Source organism: Bacillus sp. B15-48 (genome assembly GCF_016879755.1).
Classification (GTDB): Bacteria; Bacillota; Bacilli; order Bacillales; family Cytobacillaceae; genus Mesobacillus_B.
Genome location: NZ_WOFU01000006.1, coordinates 95696 through 115800 on the forward strand (window position 1 = coordinate 95696; position 20105 = coordinate 115800).

Sequence of the window (20105 nt, forward strand, 5' to 3'; positions counted from 1 at the left end):
TAGCTTAAATTTTCAAAAAAAACCGAAAACTACTTGAAAACTAGATTAAGATAATATTATAATTTAACAAATAAAAGCATAAAAGCATTAAAGCAACAGATAAAAAAGGGGGAATATAATATGATAAACAAATTAAAAATGTTGACAGCAGTGGGAATTACGAGTGCATTCCTTTTAGCTGGCTGTGGAAGTGATGAAGCTGGGTCGTCTACTGAGACACCTGAGAATGACAGTAAGGAAATTTTTAAAGTAGGTGCGACACAAATTACGGAACACCCATCACTTGATGCTGCATTTGAAGGGTTTAAAAAGGCATTGGCAGACGAAGGTCTTGAAGTCGAATACGATGTGCAAAGTGCCCAAGGAGATCCAAATAATAATGGACCAATTGCCCAGAAATTTGTTGGGGATGGAGTTGACTTAATCTTCGCAAACTCAACGCCAAGTGCACAAAGTGCTTTGAATGCAACTAGAGACATTCCCATTGTATTTACTTCGGTGACCGACCCAATCGGTGCTGAGCTCGTCAAATCATTTGAAAATACCGAGGGAAATGTAACTGGAACGGTTGATAACCATCCTGAAGCGATTCCAAACACAGTTGAATTTTTGGCTGAACATTTTGAAGGCAAAACGGTTGGCTTAATCTATAATGCTGGTGAACAAAATTCCGTTGCTCAGATTGATATCGCAAGACAGGCTGGAGAAAAGGCGGGATTAGAGTTTGTAGAGGCAACGGTGTCGACAACGGCGGAAGTAAAGCAGGCAGCTGAATCTTTAATTGGCAAGGCAGAATTGTTTTATGTTCTTACTGATAATACCGTCGTATCTGGTCTTGACGCGGTGATTATGGTTGCAAATGAAAATAACATTCCATTATTTGTCGGTGAACTTGATTCCGTTGCCAAGGGTGGCTTCGCAGCATTTGGGTTTAACTATGAAGACATCGGTTATGAAGCGGGGCTAATGGCTGCTCAAATTTTAAAAGGAGAAAAGCAACCATCTGAACTTCCAGTTCAATATCCACAAAACTTGAAACTTGTCATTAATAAAAAAGCAGCAGAAGAGATGAACATCGAGATGAAAGAAGAGTGGGATAGTTTAGCTGAATATATCGAATAGAAATGAATAATCAACATTGGTCCTATTTTGTTGTTTTTATCCAATCAAATAGGGCTAGGGAGTACGTAAGAAAGGATGTGGACTATGTCTATTGCTCTATTTGGGTCGATTGAGGCTGGGGCTATATATGCACTGATGGCATTAGGTGTATACTTGTCATTTAGAATTCTTGACTTCCCGGATTTGACTGTTGATGGAAGCTTTGTAACTGGTGGGGCTGTGGCTGCGATTATGATCGTAAATGGGAGCAATCCTTTTTTGGCAACATTGGTTGCGATTATCGCTGGCTTTATCGCTGGCTGCTTTACCGGCCTTCTCCATACAAAAGGGAAAATCAATGCATTATTATCAGGAATTTTAATGATGATTGCCTTATATTCGATCAATTTGCGAATTATGGGGAAATCCAATGTTTCCCTACTTTCTGAAGAAACAGTGATTACAAAATTAACGAGTTTTTGGAAGCAACTTGGAATCGATGATGTGGTTCAAAGTGGATTAACAGCGATGGGAATTGCCTTTATCCCAAAAACATGGGGAATTTTATTTCTGATGATTATTCTTGCCTTTTTGGTAAAAGCAGGAATTGATTGGTTCTTGAAAACAGAACTTGGCCTAGCGCTACGGGCGACTGGGGATAACGCAACAATGGTCAAAAGTTTTTCGGTAGATACCGACTTTTATAAAATTTTCGGCCTAGGTCTATCCAATGCCCTTGTTGCTTTTTCTGGTGCGTTAGTCGCGCAGTACAATGGATTTGGTGATGTTGGCATGGGAATCGGGATGATTGTCATCGGTTTAGCTTCTGTCATTATCGGGGAAGCAGTTTTTGGCGCCAAAAACATCGTTCGCGCGACGGCTGCTGTCATTGGTGGTGCGATACTATATCGAATCATTGTGACAATGGCTTTACGGGTTGAGTTTCTTGAAACAGGAGATATGAAATTAATTACAGCTTTAATTGTCATTTGTGCCTTGATTTTACCAAAAGTGATTGATCGCCAAAAAGAAAAACAGCGAAAGCGAAAGCGACTGAAAAGCTTACAGGAAAAGGGCGCTGAAGGAAGGGGAGAAAGCCTTGCTGCAGCTAAAACAGATTTATAAAGTTTTTAATGAAGGAACTCCTGATGAAAAGGTTGCTATTGATCATATTGATCTATCATTAGCATCCGGTGATTTTGTGACAGTAATCGGAAGCAATGGTGCTGGGAAATCAACGGTGATGAGTGTCATCTCAGGAAAACTGACGCCGGATATTGGCGAAGTTGTGATTGATGATAAAAATGTCACTGAGTTGGCAGAACATAAAAGGTCATCCTTTATCGGTAGAGTCTTTCAAGATCCAATGGCTGGAACGGCCCCGACGATGACGATTGAAGAAAACTTGGCGATTGCCTATTCACGAATGAAAAAACGCAGTTTAACTCTAGGAGTGAATCGTAAAAGAAGGGAGTTTTTCAAAGAGAAACTTGAAACCCTTCATCTTGGGCTTGAAAATCGCCTTGAAGCAAAGGTTGGTATGTTATCAGGCGGAGAAAGACAGGCACTCTCCTTATTAATGGCGACCTTTACGGAACCGAAAATTCTCTTGCTCGATGAGCATACGGCTGCACTAGACCCGTCCCGAGCTGAACTCGTTACGAAATTAACGAAAGAAATTGTCAGTCAGTACGGATTAACGACGCTGATGGTTACTCATAATATGCAGCAGGCGTTAGAGCTTGGTAATCGCTTAATTATGATGGATCGAGGACAAATTATTTTTGAAGCAGACCCAGAAAAGAAACAATCGTTAACTGTCGATAAGCTTTTAAATGAGTTTCAGCGAATTCGTGGCGAAAAGATGAATAGTGACCGAGCGGTATTAATTTAAATATCTGTTCTAAAATGAAGCAAGGGAAGAGAAACGGCTTTCTTCTTTCCTTGCTTTTGTTGTGCGATTTTTTAGAAAATACGTGATAAAAACTATTTTCATATTAAATGATGAAATTCTTTGTATAATAGAGATTGGGTTTTTAATGTATCGGAAAGGTGGGGGTTTTTTGGAGAATATCATGGCCATCAATCGAGGGACAGAGTTTAAAAAAGGGTTACATGCTGGTGTAAGTATAGCAATTGGCTATGTTCCCATCGCCCTTACATTTGGTCTCATCGCGAAAACTTCAGACCTAACTTTAGGCGAAACGGTCATGATGAGCATGATTGTTTTTGCTGGAGCAGCCCAATATATGTCGTTGAGCTTGTTAACACTCGGAACAGGCGTAATTGAGATTATTTTGACAACGTTTATCGTAAATATACGCCATTTTTTGATGTCGGCTGCTTTAAATGAAAAAGTAGAAGCAGACCGGGTGTTTAATCGAATTCTTTATTCATATGGAATTACAGATGAAACCTTTTCGGTAGCTGCAACGAAACAGGATACAATTACGACAGGATATATGTTTGGTCTAAATTTTATTGCCTATGCGAGTTGGGTTGTTTGTTCAGGGCTTGGTTTTTTAATTGGTTCTGGTCTTCCGCAAACATTGCAAGAGAGTATGTCGATTGCTTTATATGCGATGTTTGTCGGGCTTCTCGTTCCTTCGATGAAAACAGGTGTGAAGGTTGTTTTCCTAGCCGTTCTTGGAGCTTCTTTCAACTCGGTGTTTACGCTAATGGAACTTTTGTCAACAGGGTGGTCCATCGTAACTGCGACGTTATTATCAGCTGTGCTAGTGGAGTCGATTGAAATGATGAAAATGCGTTGGAGGGCAAATGGGGATGAGTAAAGAAATCGTATTTATGATTATCGGCATGGGCATCGTCACTTTCCTCCCGAGGATGCTTCCTTTTATCATGTTTAACGGAAAAGAGCTTCCTCCATTTATTCAAGGGATTTTGAAAAATGTCCCCTACGCTACTCTTGGAGCGCTTATTTTTCCAGCCGTCTTTTTTATTCAAGAAGATCTATTATATGGGGTTATTGGCGTAGCCGCTGCGTTTATCATCGCTTTGCTTGGTGCAAATGTCATCGTTGTGGTCATCGGTGCGATTGCGGTTTTAAGTGCATATTCGCTGTTTTTTTAAGGAAAGGATTTCGACGCATCGGAATCCTTTATTTTACAGCCTAAGCCTTGGGCCGCTGTAATTGAAAAGGAAACAGATGCCTTTACAAATTTAATTGATAAGAAGTTTATAGAAAAGGTGGAAGCAGCAAGCAAATAAATAATTGTAATAAATAATGAAAGGTATGGAGAATTTATTTCTTGATCCCTTTTTTATTGTTCTATTTTCCTTGAATAATACCTAAACTAGTTATAAGGGTTGTACGAATAGGGGGGATTCGTTATGGCAAGGAAAATGGGCTTTTATGCGGTGCTTGCCTACGTTGTATATGGCTTTTTAGTTTATGCATATCTTTATTTTATTGCTGATACGAGTTTACCGTTTGAGTATCAAGGAACAGGTGCGGATCCAGCAACTTTTTTAAATGGCAGGGAGTTAATGCTTTCAGAGGAATATTCACAAATTCGTAATCTTTTATTTTTCTTGGCAACACCATTGGAATGGCTGGTTTATTTTTTAATCTTACTGGTTGGTTTATCAAAGGCGTTTGCCAATTGGGCGAATGAAGTAACAAAAAATAAATTTGGACAGACTGCTATTTATGTTTTTTGGCTTTCTTTGCTTGCTTATGCGGCTACATTTCCACTTAGTTTCATTCGCTATCAATTGTCTAAAACGTATAATATTTCCACGCAAACGTTTCCGTCATGGATGAAGGATGAACTGATTGATTTTTGGATTAATTTTGCGATGATGGTCGTTATTGTTACTGTTCTATACTGGTTGATTAATAAAAGTAGGCGATATTGGTGGATGTTTGCCTGGATTTTAACTATTCCCTTTACATTATTCATTATTTTTATCCAACCGGTTATCATTGATCCGCTCTATAATGATTTCTATCCTTTAAAAGACAAGGAACTGGAAACGAAAATTCTTGAGTTAGCTAACGAAGCAGATATTCCAGCTGAACATGTCTTTGAAGTCAATATGGCTGAGAAAACAAATGCATTAAATGCATATGTTACAGGAATTGGGGCAAATTCAAGAATTGTTCTTTGGGATACAACGTTAAATCGTTTAAATGATGAACAAATTTTATTCATCATGGCCCATGAAATGGCCCATTATGTAGAAAAGCATATTTATATCGGCATTGCTGGGTATTTATTGCTTTCACTGATAGGTTTTTATCTTACTTCGAGACTGTTAACGTGGGCGACCAAGCGGTGGGGGCAAGAATTTAAGATCAGTGGCATTGGTGATATTCGTTCGTTTCCATTGTTTCTTATCATTCTATCGATGCTTGCATTTGCGTCTAGCCCGTTGTCAAATTTTGTTTCACGCCATCAGGAAATGAGAGCAGATCGTTATGCAATCGAACTGACTGAAAATCCAGAAGCGGCGATTGAAACGTTTCAAGAATTAACAAAAGCTGGATTAAGTCAAGTGAATCCACCGTTATTAGTGAAAATCTTCAGATATGGACATCCAACAATGCTCGAGCGGATTTCAAGACTTGAAGAGTATGAGATCCAACAGCGCAACAAGGAAGACCTCGATTGATTTTAATTTAATGTATAAAGCGAAACTCCCATCAAAAGGGCTTCTTGACCTGCTGATGGTTAGTCGCGTGATTTTGCGATAAAAAGAAGATTCCCCCGCGGTGTCGCGGGGGAATTTACGTTTAGCTTACGTGCCAAATTGTTTATTAAGAGCTTTTAATTCCTCTGTTAACGATAGAAATAAAGTGCGATTTCGTTCATCAATCGCTTTGTCAATCTTCAAAAGTAGTTGTTCTTTGCGGTTCTTGAGCTGAATTTCAGTAATAAGCATATCTACATATAAATCCTGAACAAATGATTCTTTTGCCTTTATTCTCTTCATAATACTGGCTTTCATGGTTTCAGAATACGATTTCTCTTTCACTGATTTCACCTCTTACACCTTTTTTATATTATATGGAGTTCGAAGGAGATAATCAACAATTAATTTAATTTTTTGAAAATTTTCGTGAGTTATCAATTATGTATAATTTTAGAACATTTAATTTTTTGTGTTAATCATTAAGGAAAACAATGATATGATTGATAAAAATTGCCTATGTACAGGGAGATGAAAAAATGGTATTTGATCATCAATCACTGCTATTACAGTATGAAATTAATCCGCTTACAATGATTATTTTCCCTTATGAGTATGGAAGCAAGACATATTCAAGAATTGTTGAATATGATTCAGAAATGTACTCGCCATTAAAACCAACCGAGTTGGTTAAGAAAGGATGTGAATATAACCTATCTGATTATAATGCAAGTAAGAAGCTAACGCGCAGACTGACAAGAGTCACACATAAATCCCCAATCACAATTGACCCCGCCAACTCCGTTTTTCTGCTTCCAACAGTATCTCCCAATAAGCCGAATTGTATCTGGGTTTCCCATGAGCATGTTGTTGACCACCGACGAAATGATGCATATAGTACAATGGTTTTTTTTAGAAATGAAAAAATGTTTATCCTCCCGGTGTCATATAGTTCATTTAATAAGCAACTTTTAAGAACATCTGACCTTCGAACGAAAGTAGCAAAGAAAATGATAGAGAATGAACGAAAAGCACAATACATTTATGAGCGTAGGTACTCGAACGGAAGAATACAAAGTTTTGTTAGTGAGAGATACAGATATGATGAATAATTTTAGGTTGACCCTGTCATTCAGGGTCTTTTTTTTGTTGTCGCCTCAATAAATAATGAATCATCAGTTCTTGAACTTTGTTACGAATACGCGGATTGAAATAGTTATGCTGTTCTTCGTACCCGCGATACAGAAAACGATACATTGTGAACGCTTCATCTTGCTTCATTTTTTCAACTTTAAGGCTATGTTCTTTCAAATACCGTTTAACTGTACTCAATTCTTTTTGAATGACTTTCATCGTATCATCAATTAATTCAAGATACGGCTTTTTTAGTTTAAACTCACTCTTTTGAACTACTTGTAAGTCTCGCTCTAAAATAGTAAGAATCATTGGTAAGTAAATGGCCTGTTCGAGGAAATCCCGGTCTTTTTCAGGTATTCTTGTCAATTTAATCATCCTCCTGATAAGAACACACGTTCTATTGTATATATTACTCTATGCCCAAGAATGATTTCAAGTCTTTTTAATTAAGAACATAGTAATGTTCTTGCCAAAAATGTGCTAGTAAATAACAGAAATGATATGATGAATAGGAATAAGCTAGCATATTTAAAATAAGGAAGACTGTTTTTATGCAACGAAAAATGGTTTATGTGTGTGGACCTTTCCTTCAAAAAAGATTGGAGGTTAATCGATGAGAACGGAACGGCATGAGAACAAGAAGAAAAAAAGGTGGCGGTGGGCTTCTATTTTTATTGTTTTAATCGGAGTAATCGCTGTATATAGTTATTTCCAATATCAAATGGGCTTGAAAAGCTCCCAAGGGGAACAGTTAGAACAATTTGAATTTAACGGCGAACGAGATGAAAATGGGGCGACCAATATTCTAATTATTGGAAGTGATGCTCGTGCTGATGAAAGGTCTCGTGCCGATACGATTATGGTTGTTAGTTACCATCCAGAAAGAGGAACACATAAACTTGTTTCGATTATGAGAGATACATATGTGAGCGTGCCTGGTTACGGAAAGAATAAAATCAACACAGCTTTTGCTTTCGGGGGCCCGGAACTATTACGACAGACTGTAAAAGAAAACTTTGATATTAATCTTCAATACTATGCCGTTCTTGATTTTCAAGGATTTGTCTCGCTTGTAGATGTGGCATTTCCAAATGGAATCGAAATCGATGTAGAAAAAAGAATGTCGGAAAAAATTGGCGTTACCCTTGAACCAGGTGTTCAAAACTTAGATGGTGAACATTTGCTTGGCTATGTTCGCTTTAGACAGGATGCAATTGGTGATTTTGGCAGGGTTGAGCGGCAGCAAAAAGTGATGGTAGAAATGGGGAGGCAATTAGCTACTTTCCAAACGATTTCCAAGATGCCTAAATTAATCGGTGTAGTAGTCCCATTTGTAAATACAAATATGGATATAGGAGACGTATTGTTTATGGGGAGAGGGCTTCTTTTAAAAGAAGGCAGAAACATTGACACATTAAGAATTCCTGTCGAGAATTCATTTCAAGATCAGCGAGTTGCTGGTGTAGGTGCAGTGCTTGCGGTTGATTTAGAGACAAATAAGGAAGCCTTCAAAGAATTTTTAAAAAATTGATGTCGTATATTTATTATCTTTTTACGAAACGTGTACAATGAAGACAGGCAGTCGCTAACAAAAGGAGATTTACATGGACTTCGAGATTTTTAGGGAATGGCTAACATTAGAAAACTTAATGGAATTGATTGGGGAATATCGTGCATTGGGACCATTGGCGGGAATTGCGCTTCCCTTAATTGAAGCGTTTCTGCCTTTTTTACCGTTAGTGTTGTTTGTTATGGTAAATGCAAATGCCTTTGGTTTATGGTTCGGCTTTCTTTTTTCATGGATTGGTGCCTGTGCTGGGGCAATCCTTGTATTTTTACTTATAAGGAAATACGGACAAAAGCGGTTATTAAGGTTTATTCAAAAAAATAAACAGGTAAGAAGAGGAATGAATTGGGTCGAACGCCACGGCTTTGGACCAGTGTTCCTGTTGCTATGCTTTCCTTTTACTCCATCTGCGGTGGTAAATATCGTTGCTGGCCTCTCGAATATTAGAATGTCGCAATACATACTAGCTGTTATGGCTGGGAAAATGGTGATGATTTTTACGATTAGTTTTGTCGGTTATGATATTCAATCATTAATTACTCAGCCTATTAGGACTGCAATCGTCCTCGTAATCATCTTTATTCTTTGGTACGTAGGGAAAATAATTGAAGTAAAGATGAACATGAGTACAGAAAAGTCTGACAAGGAGTGAGTTCTCGTTGGAACTGTTTACGAAACTGACTCTACATATTGCTAGTACTCGAAATAAAAAGGACTTTACTTCGAGTACTAGCAAAAAATGTCTTTTAAATCAAAAATACACTCATTTAAGCGAAACCCCACCTTTAATAAAGTCCTCCCCTATCAAACTCCATCAATTCGGATGCGAAAACACAAGACGACATTCATAATAAATAGAGAGGTTAGCAAAAGTAACATTTGAGAAAAGCTAAACAAAGAAGCAATTGAAGGAGCAAGGCTAGCACCCATCAATAGGATAAAGGAGTAGAGTGAAAGAGCTTTTGCCCGGTTTGACCCGCCAAACGTTCCGATTAATGTAATGATTGTAGGAAGGATTAGAGAAATGGCTGAAATAAATAAAATAGAGAAGACAATGAATCCGATTGTTGTGTGAAAGACGAGCATCGCCACCAAGGATGTGCACCCAATGATTAGACCGATAAAAAGAGTAGCTCGCTCCCCGATTTTTTCAATCATTCTCCCAGTAAAGAGGGATAGTGAAGCCCCGATTAAGCCAACTGTACGGATGATGAACAACTCGATGTCCGGTCCAGTGAAAGATCGCCCAAGCGCATCATAAAAGGCAATCACTGAAAACAGCAATGTAAAGGCAATTAAGTAACATTTTCTTAATTGTTGATTTTTAAAAAATGAAAGATAAATGTGTAAAAGTGGTTCCTGTGTCTGCTTTGGTTTTGGTGCCTCAGACAGGATTAAAAAGGCAGCAGCAAATAATAATAAATAACAAATAGCGAAAAAAATGAACACGCTATTCCAAGTGAAAATAGTAGCTAAAACTGAACTTATGAGCTGCCCAAAAATCCCAGCAATTAAAAAACCGGTATTAATGAACACAACTAATAATGTCCGTTCTCTAGGCTGAAAAATATCAAATGAGTAAGCAAAGACAACCGATGCAAACGAAGCGAGTGTAAACCCTTGGATGGAACGAGTGATCCATAAGCTTAACGTATCAGTTGAAAGACCGACAGCAAGGGTAGTTAAGGAAGAGGCAAGTAAACCGAAAACGAGAATTTTTTTACGGCCTGTATAATCGGAAATTGGCCCGAAGGATAAAAGGCCAATAGCGTAAAAGAATGTAAATAAACTTCCAGCAATCACAACATCGCTTGTTGCAATATTCAGTCCTTCAGCAATCACTTCATAGATAGGTATTAATGTATAAATATTGCTTGCTACAAGAATGGAAATCATCGTAATGAGAATAAAAGCTGTTTTTAAAAAATAAGAAGATTTCATAACAAATCACCTGAAATAATTTATGCAAGGTAATTAGCTTTTGAAGGTTGTATTGCCACTAATTAATCGGGAAAAGGACCCGGAAAGTTATGTTATCATCAAATTAAAAGAAAGTTAAAGCGCTAGCCCTTCATGACTTCATAAGGTGTTATGAATGTCGGTGCTTGCGCTTTTCAAATAGGGAGGGAGATTTATGTCTGTACGTTTTGTACTAGGTCGAACAGGAAGCGGAAAGACGGAACTTTGCTTAACAGAAATAAGAGACGAGCTGTTGGACGACCCAAGCGGCAAGCCAATTATTTATTTAGTTCCTGAGCAAATGTCGTTTATGTCAGAGTATCGCCTCTCCACAACCGAAGGCATTGGAGGAATGATTAGGGCACAAGTCTATAGTTTCCCCCGGTTAGCATGGAGAATTTTACAGGAAACTGGTGGCTTTACCCGCTATCATTTAACAAGTGTCGGAATTAGTATGATGATTAGGAAAATTATTGAAGAAAAGAAAGACAATTTGAAAATTTTCAAAAGAACCGCAGATAAAAATGGGTTTGTTCAACAGCTCGAACAGTTATTAACTGAATTAAAGCGGTATGCCATTAAACCAGAAATGTTAATGAAAAAACAAGCAAATGAACATAATCAAATCGCATTAAATGATAAGATTCATGATCTTGAACTTGTTTATCGGCAGTTTGAAGATGAAATGTATGGAAAATATATCGATTCTGAAGATTATTTTCGTTTGCTTGCTGAAAAGATTCCTTCATCAACGTACTTAAACGAAGCGGAGATTTATATTGATGGTTTTTATAGTTTTACCCCGCTTGAATATCAGATTATTGAACAATTAATAAAAAAATGCAGGCGTGTAACGATTAGCCTCCCGCTCGATCAAACGTTTAAGCGGACTGAACCAAGTGAACTTCATTTATTTAGGTTGACGGGAGAGACATATAGGATTTTGTATGAAATGGCACGAGCGCTACGGGTTGAAATCGAAGAGCAAGTTCTAGAAAAACAACATAGGTGGAAGGATGAATCTTTAAAACATCTTGAAGCTGAATTTGATTCTCGCCCGACAAAAGTCTATTCAAAAGCAGCGAAAATCCATATCGCTGAAGCAGCCAATCGCCGTGCAGAAATCGAAGGAGTCGCTCGTAAAATTCGTGAACTCGCGATGGAAAAAGGATATCGATATCGAGAGATTGCCATCTTAATGAGGAATGAGAATGACTACAGAGATATTTTAGAAACGATTTTTTCCGATTATGGAATCCCCTACTTTATTGAACAGAAAAGTACAATGCTGAATCATCCTGTAATTGAACTTATTCGTTCTAGTCTTGAAACGGTACTTGGAAATTGGCGTTATGAACCAGTGTTTCGGGCGATTAAAACAGATTTGCTCTTTCCTGAAGGGGTAAAAATCAATCAAGCTCGAGTACAAATGGATGTTCTTGAAAACTATGTGCTTTCACATGGAGTAAAAGGTGAAAAGTGGACAAGAAAAGAACGATGGGTTTATCGGCGAATCCGGGGCTTAGAGTTTTCTGATGTCCCCCAAACAGACACGGAAAAAGAGACAGAGGAAATGCTAAATGAGTTACGAAGCATGATTACAGCGCCGCTTCAACGAATGGCCCGAAGATTAAAGCGAGCGGATAACGGTCGTAAGCTTTGTGAGGCTGTTTATCTTTTCATAGAAGAGCTGAATATCCCCGCAAAACTAGAAGCATGGCGTGTCGCTGCTGAGGAGCAGGGGAGGCTTGTTGAGGCAAGACAGCATGACCAAGCCTGGAATGGAGTGATTGAACTCCTCGATCAGTTTGTCGAGCTACTAGGGGAAGAGGAAATCTCTGCTAAACAATTTATGGTAATTCTTGACGCTGGCTTTGAATCGTTGAAATTCTCGTTAATCCCTCCGGCAATTGACCAAGTCGTTGTTGCCAATCTTGAAAAGACGCGGCTTGATAACATTAAGGCAGCGTTTATCATCGGCACGAATGAAGGGGTTCTCCCGGCAAAGCTGACTGATGAAGGGATACTCGCCGATGAGGATCGTGAAGCACTTCTTCAAGAGGGGATTAAACTTGCACCAACAAGTAAAATCCGTTTATTAGATGAAAATTTCCTTGCGTATAAAGCATTTACTGCACCAGCGGAACTTCTGTTTGTCAGCTATCCAATAGCAAATGAAGAAGGCAAAGCCCTGATTCCCTCAACTTTTATTAAGCGATTGACAGATCTGTTTCCGAATCATGTGATGCATTCATTCCCGGCAGAGCCATCTGAACTGCCCGAGTTGGAGCAGCTCAAATATGTTTCTGGGGAAAATACAACATTACGTTATTTGACAACGCAATTACAGTTAAAGAAACGTCATTATCCTGTTTATGACTTTTGGTGGGATGTTTATGACTATTACATGGAAAGTACGCTGTGGCAGAGAACAGCAAGAAAGGTTCTATCAAGTTTATTTTACGAAAATCGAACAAAACCATTGTCTGAAGAAATAAGTAAGCAATTGTACGGTGAAGAAATTGAAGCGAGCGTATCGAGGATGGAGCTATTTAATAGCTGTGCGTTCTCCCATTATGCACAACATGGCTTAAAATTACGTGAGCGTCAGGTTTTTAGACTGGAAGCACCTGATATCGGTGATTTATTCCATGCGGCCTTAAAACATATTGCTGAAAAAGTAATGAATGAAAATCTGTCATGGGCAAACCTTACGTTGCCACAAGTGGAGCAACTCGCGAAAGAGGCAGTTAATAGGTTGGCACCAAAACTTCAAAATGAAATTTTGCTAAGTTCCAACCGGCATCATTATATTAAGCAAAAACTAGAAAAGATTATCAGTCGGGCATCCATTGTAATGCGGGACCATGCGAAATCAAGCGGATTTGCCCCACTTGGTCTAGAATTAGGTTTCGGGCGAAAAAGCACTCTACCGCCGTTAAGTTTTCAATTGAAAAATGGCTCAAAGATGGAACTTATGGGCCGGATTGATCGGGTCGATAAAGCGGAGGATGAAAATAGCTTGTATTTGAGGGTATTAGATTATAAGTCAAGTGAGAGAGATCTAAATCTCACAGAGGTATATTATGGACTTGCCTTGCAGATGCTTACCTATTTGGATATTATTATCACCCATTCGCCCCTTCTTGTTGGAAAAGAGGCTGACCCTGCTGGAGTTCTGTATTTCCATGTCCATAATCCGATGATCAATGCGAAAAAGATGCTCTCACTTGAGGAAATTGAAACAGAGATTATGAAGCAATTTAAAATGAATGGACTGTTGCTTGCTGATGAACCTGTCATTCAAATGATGGACCGCACGCTTGATAATGGCGTCAATTCACAAATCATTTCCGCTGGGTTTAAAAAAGATGGACAATTAACGAAAGCTTCAAAGGTAGCCACTCGAGAAGACTTTGAACAGTTAAGGCGCTTCGTTCGAAACAAATATGTCGAAACGGGGAATGGGATTGTTAGCGGGATTGTTGATATTGATCCGTTTAAATTAAAAGACCGACTTCCGTGTACTTTCTGCTCGTTTAAATCGGTTTGTCAGTTTGATAAAACACTTGAATCGAATGAGTTCCGCAAACTTGTTCCAAAAAGCAATGAAGAGATTTTAGAAGCGATCAAAAAGGAGGGGGAAAATCTTGACTAAAATGACAATTCCGCCAAAACCAGAAAATGTAACCTGGACAGATGATCAATGGAAGGCAATTATGGCAAAAGGTCAAGATATCCTTGTGGCTGCCGCTGCAGGTTCAGGTAAAACCGCAGTGCTTGTTGAGCGGATCATTAAGAAGATTACCGATGTTTCGGCCCCCCTAGATGTGGACGAGATTTTAGTTGTTACGTTTACAAATGCTTCTGCTGCTGAAATGCGTCACAGGATTGGAGAGGCGCTGGAGAAGGAAATTGATGAACATCCAGAATCGTCGCATTTACGTAAGCAGTTAAGTCTGCTGAATCGGGCGTCAATATCTACCCTTCATTCCTTTTGTCTTGAGGTCATTCGAAAGTATTATTATATGATTGATGTTGACCCAGGTTTTCGAATTGCGGATGAGACAGAAGGACAGTTGTTAAGGGATGAGGTAATGGACGAGTTGTTTGAAGAAGAATATGGGAAAGAAGATAATGTTGATTTCTTCAAGCTAGTTGATACGTTTACGAATGATCGAAGTGATGAAGCATTAAAGGATATTATTATGGATTTATTTGATTTTGCTAAGTCAAATCCTTCACCAGATGAATACTTAAACGCAATGATTAAAATGTATAACGTAACTCCAGAGCTTTCACTTGAAAAGTTGCCATTTATAAATTCTCTAATGTTCGACCTTGAACTCCAGCTTCAAGGAGCAAGGAAGATGTTAGAGCAAGGGTTAGAAATAACGAGACTGCCCGGTGGACCAGCACCAAGAGCTGATAACTTCGAAGCCGATCTTCATGTTGTCGATACGCTATTGCGTGCCCAAAAGGACTCATGGTCTGCTCTTTATGACGCGATGGAGCATATAGAATTTAAACGAGCCAAACCGTGTAGTCCAAAACAGTATGATAAAAGTTTAATCGATCAAGCGAGCAAGCTTCGAGATAAAGCGAAAAAAATCATTACGGACATGAAGACCGAATTGTTTATCCGAAAACCAGAGAGTTTTCTGAAAGATATGAAGGAAATGAAACCAATTATTACGACATTAGTAAAGCTCGTAAAAAGCTTCGATTCTATGTTTGCGAAAGTGAAACTTGAAAAAGGAATTGTTGATTTTTCTGACCTTGAGCATTATACCCTTGATATTTTATCAAAAGGAAGGGAAACGGCCCTTCGTTTTCAACCATCGGAGGCAGGACTTGCCTACCGAAGGAGATTCAAAGAAGTGCTTGTCGATGAATATCAAGATGTAAATATGGTACAAGAAGCAATATTACAGCTCGTTACCGCTGAAGGAGAAGAACACGGAAACATGTTTATGGTCGGTGACGTAAAGCAGTCGATCTATCGTTTCCGTTTGGCCGAGCCGAATTTATTTTTAAATAAATACAATCGCTTTACAGCGGACGGGGAAAATACCGGTTTAAAAATTGACCTTGCAAAAAATTTCCGCAGCCGTGCCGAAGTATTAGACGGTACAAATTATCTTTTTAAGCAAATTATGGGTATACAAGTTGGTGAGATTCATTACGATGAACGTGCTGAACTAAAAAAAGGAGCTCCTTATCCAGAGGAAGTGCCCTATCCGGTTGAACTTATGCTGATTGATTCCGGAGGAAAAGCGAAGGAAGATGAGGAAAATGAAGAAGAAAATGAAAATGCCTACGACCAAGAAGATCTTGAACAGTCACAGTTAGAAGCAAGATTGATTGCCAAGCAAATTAAAGAAATCATCGCAGAGCGCAAAGGTGTTTTTAATCCGAAGACAAATTCAGAAAGACCAGTAAACTATCGAGATATTGTTATTTTGCTCCGTTCGATGACATGGGCTCCTCAGTTTATCGAGGAATTCAAGCAACAAGGAGTTCCTGTTTATGCGAATCTATCAACTGGTTATTTTGAGGCAACAGAAGTGGCGATCATGCTCTCTTTGTTAAAAGTAATTGATAATCCGCTTCAGGATATCCCACTTGTCTCTGTTCTGCGATCACCAATCGTTGGCTTGAATGAAGAGGAGTTAGCCATTATTCGATTAACAGACAAAAAAGGGTCATATTATGAGGCCATTCTTTCGTTTTGCCGCCGAACGCCTGCGGCATCACATGAGGAACTATACGAGAAAGTTCGTCGATTTTTCGATGATTTACAAGACTGGCGGACAAAAGCAAGAAAACAGTCGGTGTCGGACTTAATTTGGCAATTGTTTCGGGAAACACGGTTCTACGATTTTGCGGGAGGGATGCCCGGGGGCAAGCAGCGCCAGGCAAATCTTCGCGCACTTTATGATCGCGCGCGGCAATATGAAGCAACCTCTTTTCGTGGGTTGTTCCGTTTTCTACGCTTTATCGAACGTATGCGTGATCGTGGGGATGATTTAGGTGCAGCTGGTGCGATTGGCGAGCAAGAAGATGTCGTCCGGATCATGACGATACACAGCAGTAAAGGATTGGAGTTTCCGATTGTTTTTGTAGCAGGTTTAGGGCGGAAATTCAATACGATGGATTTGAAAAAAACGTATATGCTTGATAAAGAATACGGACTTGCTGCTAAATATGTGAACACCGAAAAACGAATATCTTATCCTTCATTGCCTCAACTCGCATTTAAGCGGAAGAAGAAGATGGAACTGTTAGCCGAGGAAATGCGGGTGTTGTATGTTGCTTTAACAAGAGCAAAAGAAAAATTATTTTTACTTGCATCGGTGAAAGAAATCGAAAAAACGGTGGAGAAGTGGACTGGAGCTGCTGGTCACTCAGAATGGCTCCTTGAGGAGTATTTACGAGCTTCCGCGTCTAGCTACCTTGATTGGATTGGTCCGTCTCTTGTTCGTCATCAAGATTCTCAACTTATAAGAGACTATGCTGGAGTAAAAGATTGGGCCGTTCCTGAGATGCTGACGAATGATACTTCCCGATGGCATCTTCACGTTTATCGAGCAGAAGAGGTTGCCGCTTTCATGGAAGAAGAGAGGCATGAAGAAGAAACTTTAATGGATAAAATTTTTGCTGGGGAGCCAGTAAAAATAGAGTCTGACCATGCAGACCTCGTACGCAGACAACTTTCATGGCAGTACATCTACAAAGATGCAACAGTTAATCGCTCAAAACAGTCGGTATCAGAGCTGAAGCGAAATCATGAGTTTCGTGATGTGGAAAGTGGAACCGATATAATACGCAGTTTCTCAAAACCGATTTTAAATCGCCCAAGGTTTATGCAAGAGAAAAAAATCACACCTGCAGAAAAAGGGACCGCGATGCATATGGTCATGCAACATATTGACGTGAGCAAGCCGGTAACTGCATCCGCTTTAAGCGAACAGTTGGAGCGAATGGTCGCAGCTGAACTTCTCTACCCAGAACAAAAGGAAGCGATTGAAATTCCATGGGTTCTCGCTTTTTTCGAAACGGAAATCGGACAACGATTTGTTCGTGCGCAAAAAGTAAATCGTGAAGTACCATTTTATTTATCTTTGCCAGCTAAACAAGTGTATCCTGATTGGAAGGACGAGGATGAACCGATTTTCGTCCAAGGGGTCATTGACTGTGTATTTGAAGACGAGCAAGGGTTGGTCCTGCTCGATTTTAAAACAGATGCAATTACAGAGCGTTTTAAAGGTGGCTTTACGCAAGCGAAGCCAATCCTTGAGAAACGGTATCGTCTTCAGTTAAGCTTATATCGCGAAGCGCTTGAAAAAATATGGAAAAAACAAATTGATGAGAGCTACCTCTTCTTTTTCGATGGCGGTCATCTGTTGAAGTTGGAGGATTAACTTTAACCTTTTAATTAATAACAATCGAAAAGCCGAGCAGTAGAAATGCGGACTCGGCTTTTCGGTTAAGAATTGTATTGATGGCATCATGAACATTTTTGTATTCAGGGCCATGCTAATTATTTCCAACATTTGGCTGATCGACCAAATTCGTATCGACAACATTGCTAGCATTTAACCCATTATTGGAAACGATAAAACCGCCAGTGTTCCCGGCACCTTGACCTGATGTTGATTTTGAATTGCTTTTTGGTGAGATAAAAAGGGTGTCCCCGAATTGGACCGTTCCTCCTCCCACATTGATAATCTGCACAGGACCAACTATTGCTGGCATGTAAAACATCCTTTACTTTTAACCTTTTTCTCTTGTACTATACATTATGCAAAGAAAGACGACTTTGTTATTAGTGAAGATTCTCCAATAATTGTCGTATATGTTTCGTGCGATTTAACATCGTAATATGACCTGTATTCCCAAGTTGAACAACTGCTGAAGAAGAGATCCCAATGATATCGACTTTTCTAATCTTGATAACAGGATTATAGTTTTGCCTAAACATTTGAACGTCTTCCTCAATAGGTGGAAGCGGCACAGGTTCAGTGAAAATCGGGAAATTAAAATGCCCCTCATTCCCATAAAAAATCTCTGCTTGCCTTTGGACAGCTAGTGCCCGTGAATCTCCATGAATGATTTTAGAATCACCAATATGCAGCACAGATGCAATCGCGACGCTATTAACTTCTAGCTCAGTAACGGAAGTTGTTCGTTGTAGCATGCTATGCCTCCGGTGCTAATGGCACAAATGGACCGATAATTAAAGATTCAGGTGGAGTATCAAATGTAGAAGCAAGTTGAATGGTTTCAGCGTCACCGATTAAAAAAATCGCTGAAGACGCTACTGCTGTTATCTTAATATCGCCTACACTGAGGTCTCTGTTATATACATTGTAAATCATTGTGAATTCCCCTTTGTTTGCTCCTTGAGCTGATTTAAAAATAAGAAAACTCCTTGGTCAATTTCGCTCTTTAATTTATCCGTAATCATTTGTTTTGCAGATTGTTCATTTTCGCGACTCTTTGGCGGTAAGCTGTTTAAATGAGTAGAAATCCGGTTCGGGAGCTGTTTAATAATATCATTCTTAATAAAGTCGTAATAAGATTCATCGACTGTAAAATTTAATTTTGCTAGTGTGGCTTCGTAAAGTTCGGGTAAATCTGTTTCTAAATAGTGGCGCAGTTCATTCTCAATTTCCACAGTCCGTTGAAAAAGCGGTTTAGGAGAAAACGGTGTTTGAATCGCCTGTTTACCAACAGCAAATTCTGTGGCATCTTCTAAATCAGAAGGATTTACCCCGATGTGTAAAGTTCCCTCAAGTGTTTCGACTTTTAACTGATCGAAACTATATTGTATCGTATCTACATGAAGCGGAGGGCGCGTTTTTAATTGGCTAACTTCTCTTTGTAAATTCTCGACAACCTTTTCTAACGCTCTTACCCTTCGATCTTGATTTTCAATGAAGGTGTGGAGTCTTTTTAAATATTGATAGTAATCGTTCACGGAAATTCACCTCAAATCATGAAAATGATTTTTTCAATTTCCCCGATTCACATTGCTTTCCACCTTTATAAATAACGGTTATGCAACAGGAGTTGTCAATGGAACGACAGGCGCAAAAGGCGGTGCTTCCGGCTCCATTGCAACCTCTGTCGGCAGCACAGCTTCAGGTGCAGGTTCAGTAAATCCACCAGTGTTATAAAGATAAGATGCGGGTTTAATGATTCCGGCACTTCCAATTTGCAAGACAGAGGAATTTGTAATCCCGTTAATTCGAATTATATTAATATTAATTGATTGTTGAATATAATAATTAGCCATGTAGATCACCCTCATTAAGCGTTAAAATAATTTCCTTGGTCAAACGTATCTTGATCAAATGTGTTCGTTGAACTTTGATTATTATGAAGGGTTATCGCATCTCCGGTGTTAAAAGAACCAGCTCCGGAAAATGTTTTTGCTGAAGAAATAGGCATAACTCGATAAACATCGCCAATGTTAAAAACGCCGCTTGATCCAATTGAAATTACTTGAACTGCTCCAACAATTGCTGGCATATCGCAACACCCTTATGCAAGTATTCTTCTATAGCCTATGTGATTTTTAATGAGACGTGATTAAAAAGCCCATTTTTATAAAAATTCAGACTTTGACAAAAAAATCCACCCAAACAAGCAAAGATATGTTAGAATATTGTTAGAATTTACA

The 20105-nt window shown here is 39.0% G+C and carries 20 protein-coding genes; 11 read left to right on the plus strand and 9 right to left on the minus strand.

Going from position 1 to position 20105, the window contains the following annotated elements:
* The first annotated feature begins 120 nt into the window (after positions 1–120).
* From GNT69_RS18165 to GNT69_RS18190, 6 genes are all read left to right on the plus strand, one after another.
* Positions 121–1122, plus strand: coding sequence for an ABC transporter substrate-binding protein (locus GNT69_RS18165; protein WP_203556405.1), 1002 nt, complete (start codon positions 121–123; stop codon positions 1120–1122).
* Between the two features lie 84 nt (positions 1123–1206).
* A complete protein-coding gene (locus GNT69_RS18170) occupies positions 1207–2226 on the plus strand; it encodes an ABC transporter permease (protein WP_203556406.1) in 1020 nt (339 codons plus the stop codon).
* Positions 2201–2995 (plus strand): ABC transporter ATP-binding protein, encoded by a 795-nt coding sequence (locus GNT69_RS18175; protein WP_203556407.1) that lies wholly within the window; start codon positions 2201–2203, stop codon positions 2993–2995. Before GNT69_RS18170 ends, GNT69_RS18175 begins: the two co-directional genes overlap by 26 nt.
* A gap of 181 nt (positions 2996–3176) precedes the next feature.
* Positions 3177–3893 (plus strand): AzlC family ABC transporter permease, encoded by a 717-nt coding sequence (locus GNT69_RS18180; protein ID WP_203556596.1) that lies wholly within the window; start codon positions 3177–3179, stop codon positions 3891–3893.
* Positions 3886–4191: an AzlD domain-containing protein gene (locus tag GNT69_RS18185; RefSeq protein ID WP_203556408.1), complete on the plus strand. Its 306-nt coding sequence runs from the start codon at positions 3886–3888 to the stop codon at positions 4189–4191. The genes GNT69_RS18180 and GNT69_RS18185 overlap by 8 nt, the downstream gene beginning before the upstream one ends.
* A 261-nt stretch (positions 4192–4452) precedes the next feature.
* On the plus strand, positions 4453–5736 hold the full coding sequence (locus tag GNT69_RS18190) for a M48 family metallopeptidase (protein WP_203556409.1): 1284 nt from the start codon (positions 4453–4455) through the stop codon (positions 5734–5736).
* 126 nt (positions 5737–5862) lie between these two features.
* Here GNT69_RS18190 and GNT69_RS18195 read toward each other — a convergent pair whose 3' ends face one another.
* Positions 5863–6099, minus strand: coding sequence for an IDEAL domain-containing protein (locus tag GNT69_RS18195; RefSeq protein ID WP_203556410.1), 237 nt, complete (start codon positions 6097–6099; stop codon positions 5863–5865).
* 194 nt (positions 6100–6293) lie between these two features.
* Here GNT69_RS18195 and GNT69_RS18200 point away from each other — a divergent pair, with 194 nt between their 5' ends.
* On the plus strand, positions 6294–6866 hold the full coding sequence (locus GNT69_RS18200; protein WP_203556411.1) for a competence protein ComK: 573 nt from the start codon (positions 6294–6296) through the stop codon (positions 6864–6866).
* 16 nt (positions 6867–6882) lie between these two features.
* On the opposite strand, the gene GNT69_RS18205 is transcribed toward GNT69_RS18200, so the two are convergent.
* Positions 6883–7257 (minus strand): YhjD family protein, encoded by a 375-nt coding sequence (locus GNT69_RS18205; RefSeq protein ID WP_203556412.1) that lies wholly within the window; start codon positions 7255–7257, stop codon positions 6883–6885.
* A gap of 247 nt (positions 7258–7504) precedes the next feature.
* On the opposite strand from GNT69_RS18205, the gene GNT69_RS18210 reads away from it, so the two are divergent.
* Positions 7505–8422: an LCP family protein gene (locus GNT69_RS18210; RefSeq protein WP_203556413.1), complete on the plus strand. Its 918-nt coding sequence runs from the start codon at positions 7505–7507 to the stop codon at positions 8420–8422.
* A gap of 73 nt (positions 8423–8495) precedes the next feature.
* Positions 8496–9110, plus strand: coding sequence for a TVP38/TMEM64 family protein (locus GNT69_RS18215; RefSeq protein ID WP_203556414.1), 615 nt, complete (start codon positions 8496–8498; stop codon positions 9108–9110).
* Between the two features lie 152 nt (positions 9111–9262).
* On the opposite strand, the gene GNT69_RS18220 is transcribed toward GNT69_RS18215, so the two are convergent.
* Positions 9263–10399, minus strand: a complete 1137-nt coding sequence (locus GNT69_RS18220; RefSeq protein ID WP_203556415.1) for an MFS transporter — start codon at positions 10397–10399, stop codon at positions 9263–9265.
* A gap of 193 nt (positions 10400–10592) precedes the next feature.
* Between GNT69_RS18220 and addB the strand changes: the two genes are divergently transcribed.
* Both addB and addA read left to right on the plus strand, forming a co-directional pair.
* Positions 10593–14075, plus strand: coding sequence for a helicase-exonuclease AddAB subunit AddB (gene addB / locus GNT69_RS18225; RefSeq protein WP_203556416.1), 3483 nt, complete (start codon positions 10593–10595; stop codon positions 14073–14075).
* A 1-nt stretch (position 14076) separates the two neighbouring features.
* Positions 14077–17841: a helicase-exonuclease AddAB subunit AddA gene (gene addA, locus GNT69_RS18230; RefSeq protein ID WP_203556597.1), complete on the plus strand. Its 3765-nt coding sequence runs from the start codon at positions 14077–14079 to the stop codon at positions 17839–17841.
* 115 nt (positions 17842–17956) lie between these two features.
* Here the strand turns inward: addA and GNT69_RS18235 are convergent, their stop codons facing one another.
* The 6 genes from GNT69_RS18235 to GNT69_RS18260 form a co-directional block, all read right to left on the minus strand.
* The gene (locus GNT69_RS18235; protein WP_203556417.1) at positions 17957–18175 is read right to left on the minus strand and encodes a spore germination protein; all 219 of its coding nucleotides are present in this window, start codon (positions 18173–18175) and stop codon (positions 17957–17959) included.
* Between the two features lie 70 nt (positions 18176–18245).
* Entirely contained in the window at positions 18246–18617 is a 372-nt protein-coding gene (locus tag GNT69_RS18240; protein ID WP_203556418.1) for a spore germination protein GerPE, read from the minus strand.
* Position 18618: 1 nt separating this feature from the next.
* Positions 18619–18798: a spore gernimation protein GerPD gene (locus GNT69_RS18245; RefSeq protein ID WP_203556419.1), complete on the minus strand. Its 180-nt coding sequence runs from the start codon at positions 18796–18798 to the stop codon at positions 18619–18621.
* Entirely contained in the window at positions 18795–19400 is a 606-nt protein-coding gene (gene gerPC, locus GNT69_RS18250) for a spore germination protein GerPC (protein ID WP_203556420.1), read from the minus strand. The genes GNT69_RS18245 and gerPC overlap by 4 nt, the downstream gene beginning before the upstream one ends.
* 78 nt (positions 19401–19478) lie before the next feature.
* Complete coding sequence (locus GNT69_RS18255) at positions 19479–19718, minus strand: spore germination protein GerPB (RefSeq protein ID WP_203556421.1); 240 nt, start codon at positions 19716–19718, stop codon at positions 19479–19481.
* A 14-nt stretch (positions 19719–19732) separates the two neighbouring features.
* Positions 19733–19954, minus strand: coding sequence for a spore germination protein (locus GNT69_RS18260; protein ID WP_203556422.1), 222 nt, complete (start codon positions 19952–19954; stop codon positions 19733–19735).
* Positions 19955–20105 lie beyond the last annotated feature (151 nt).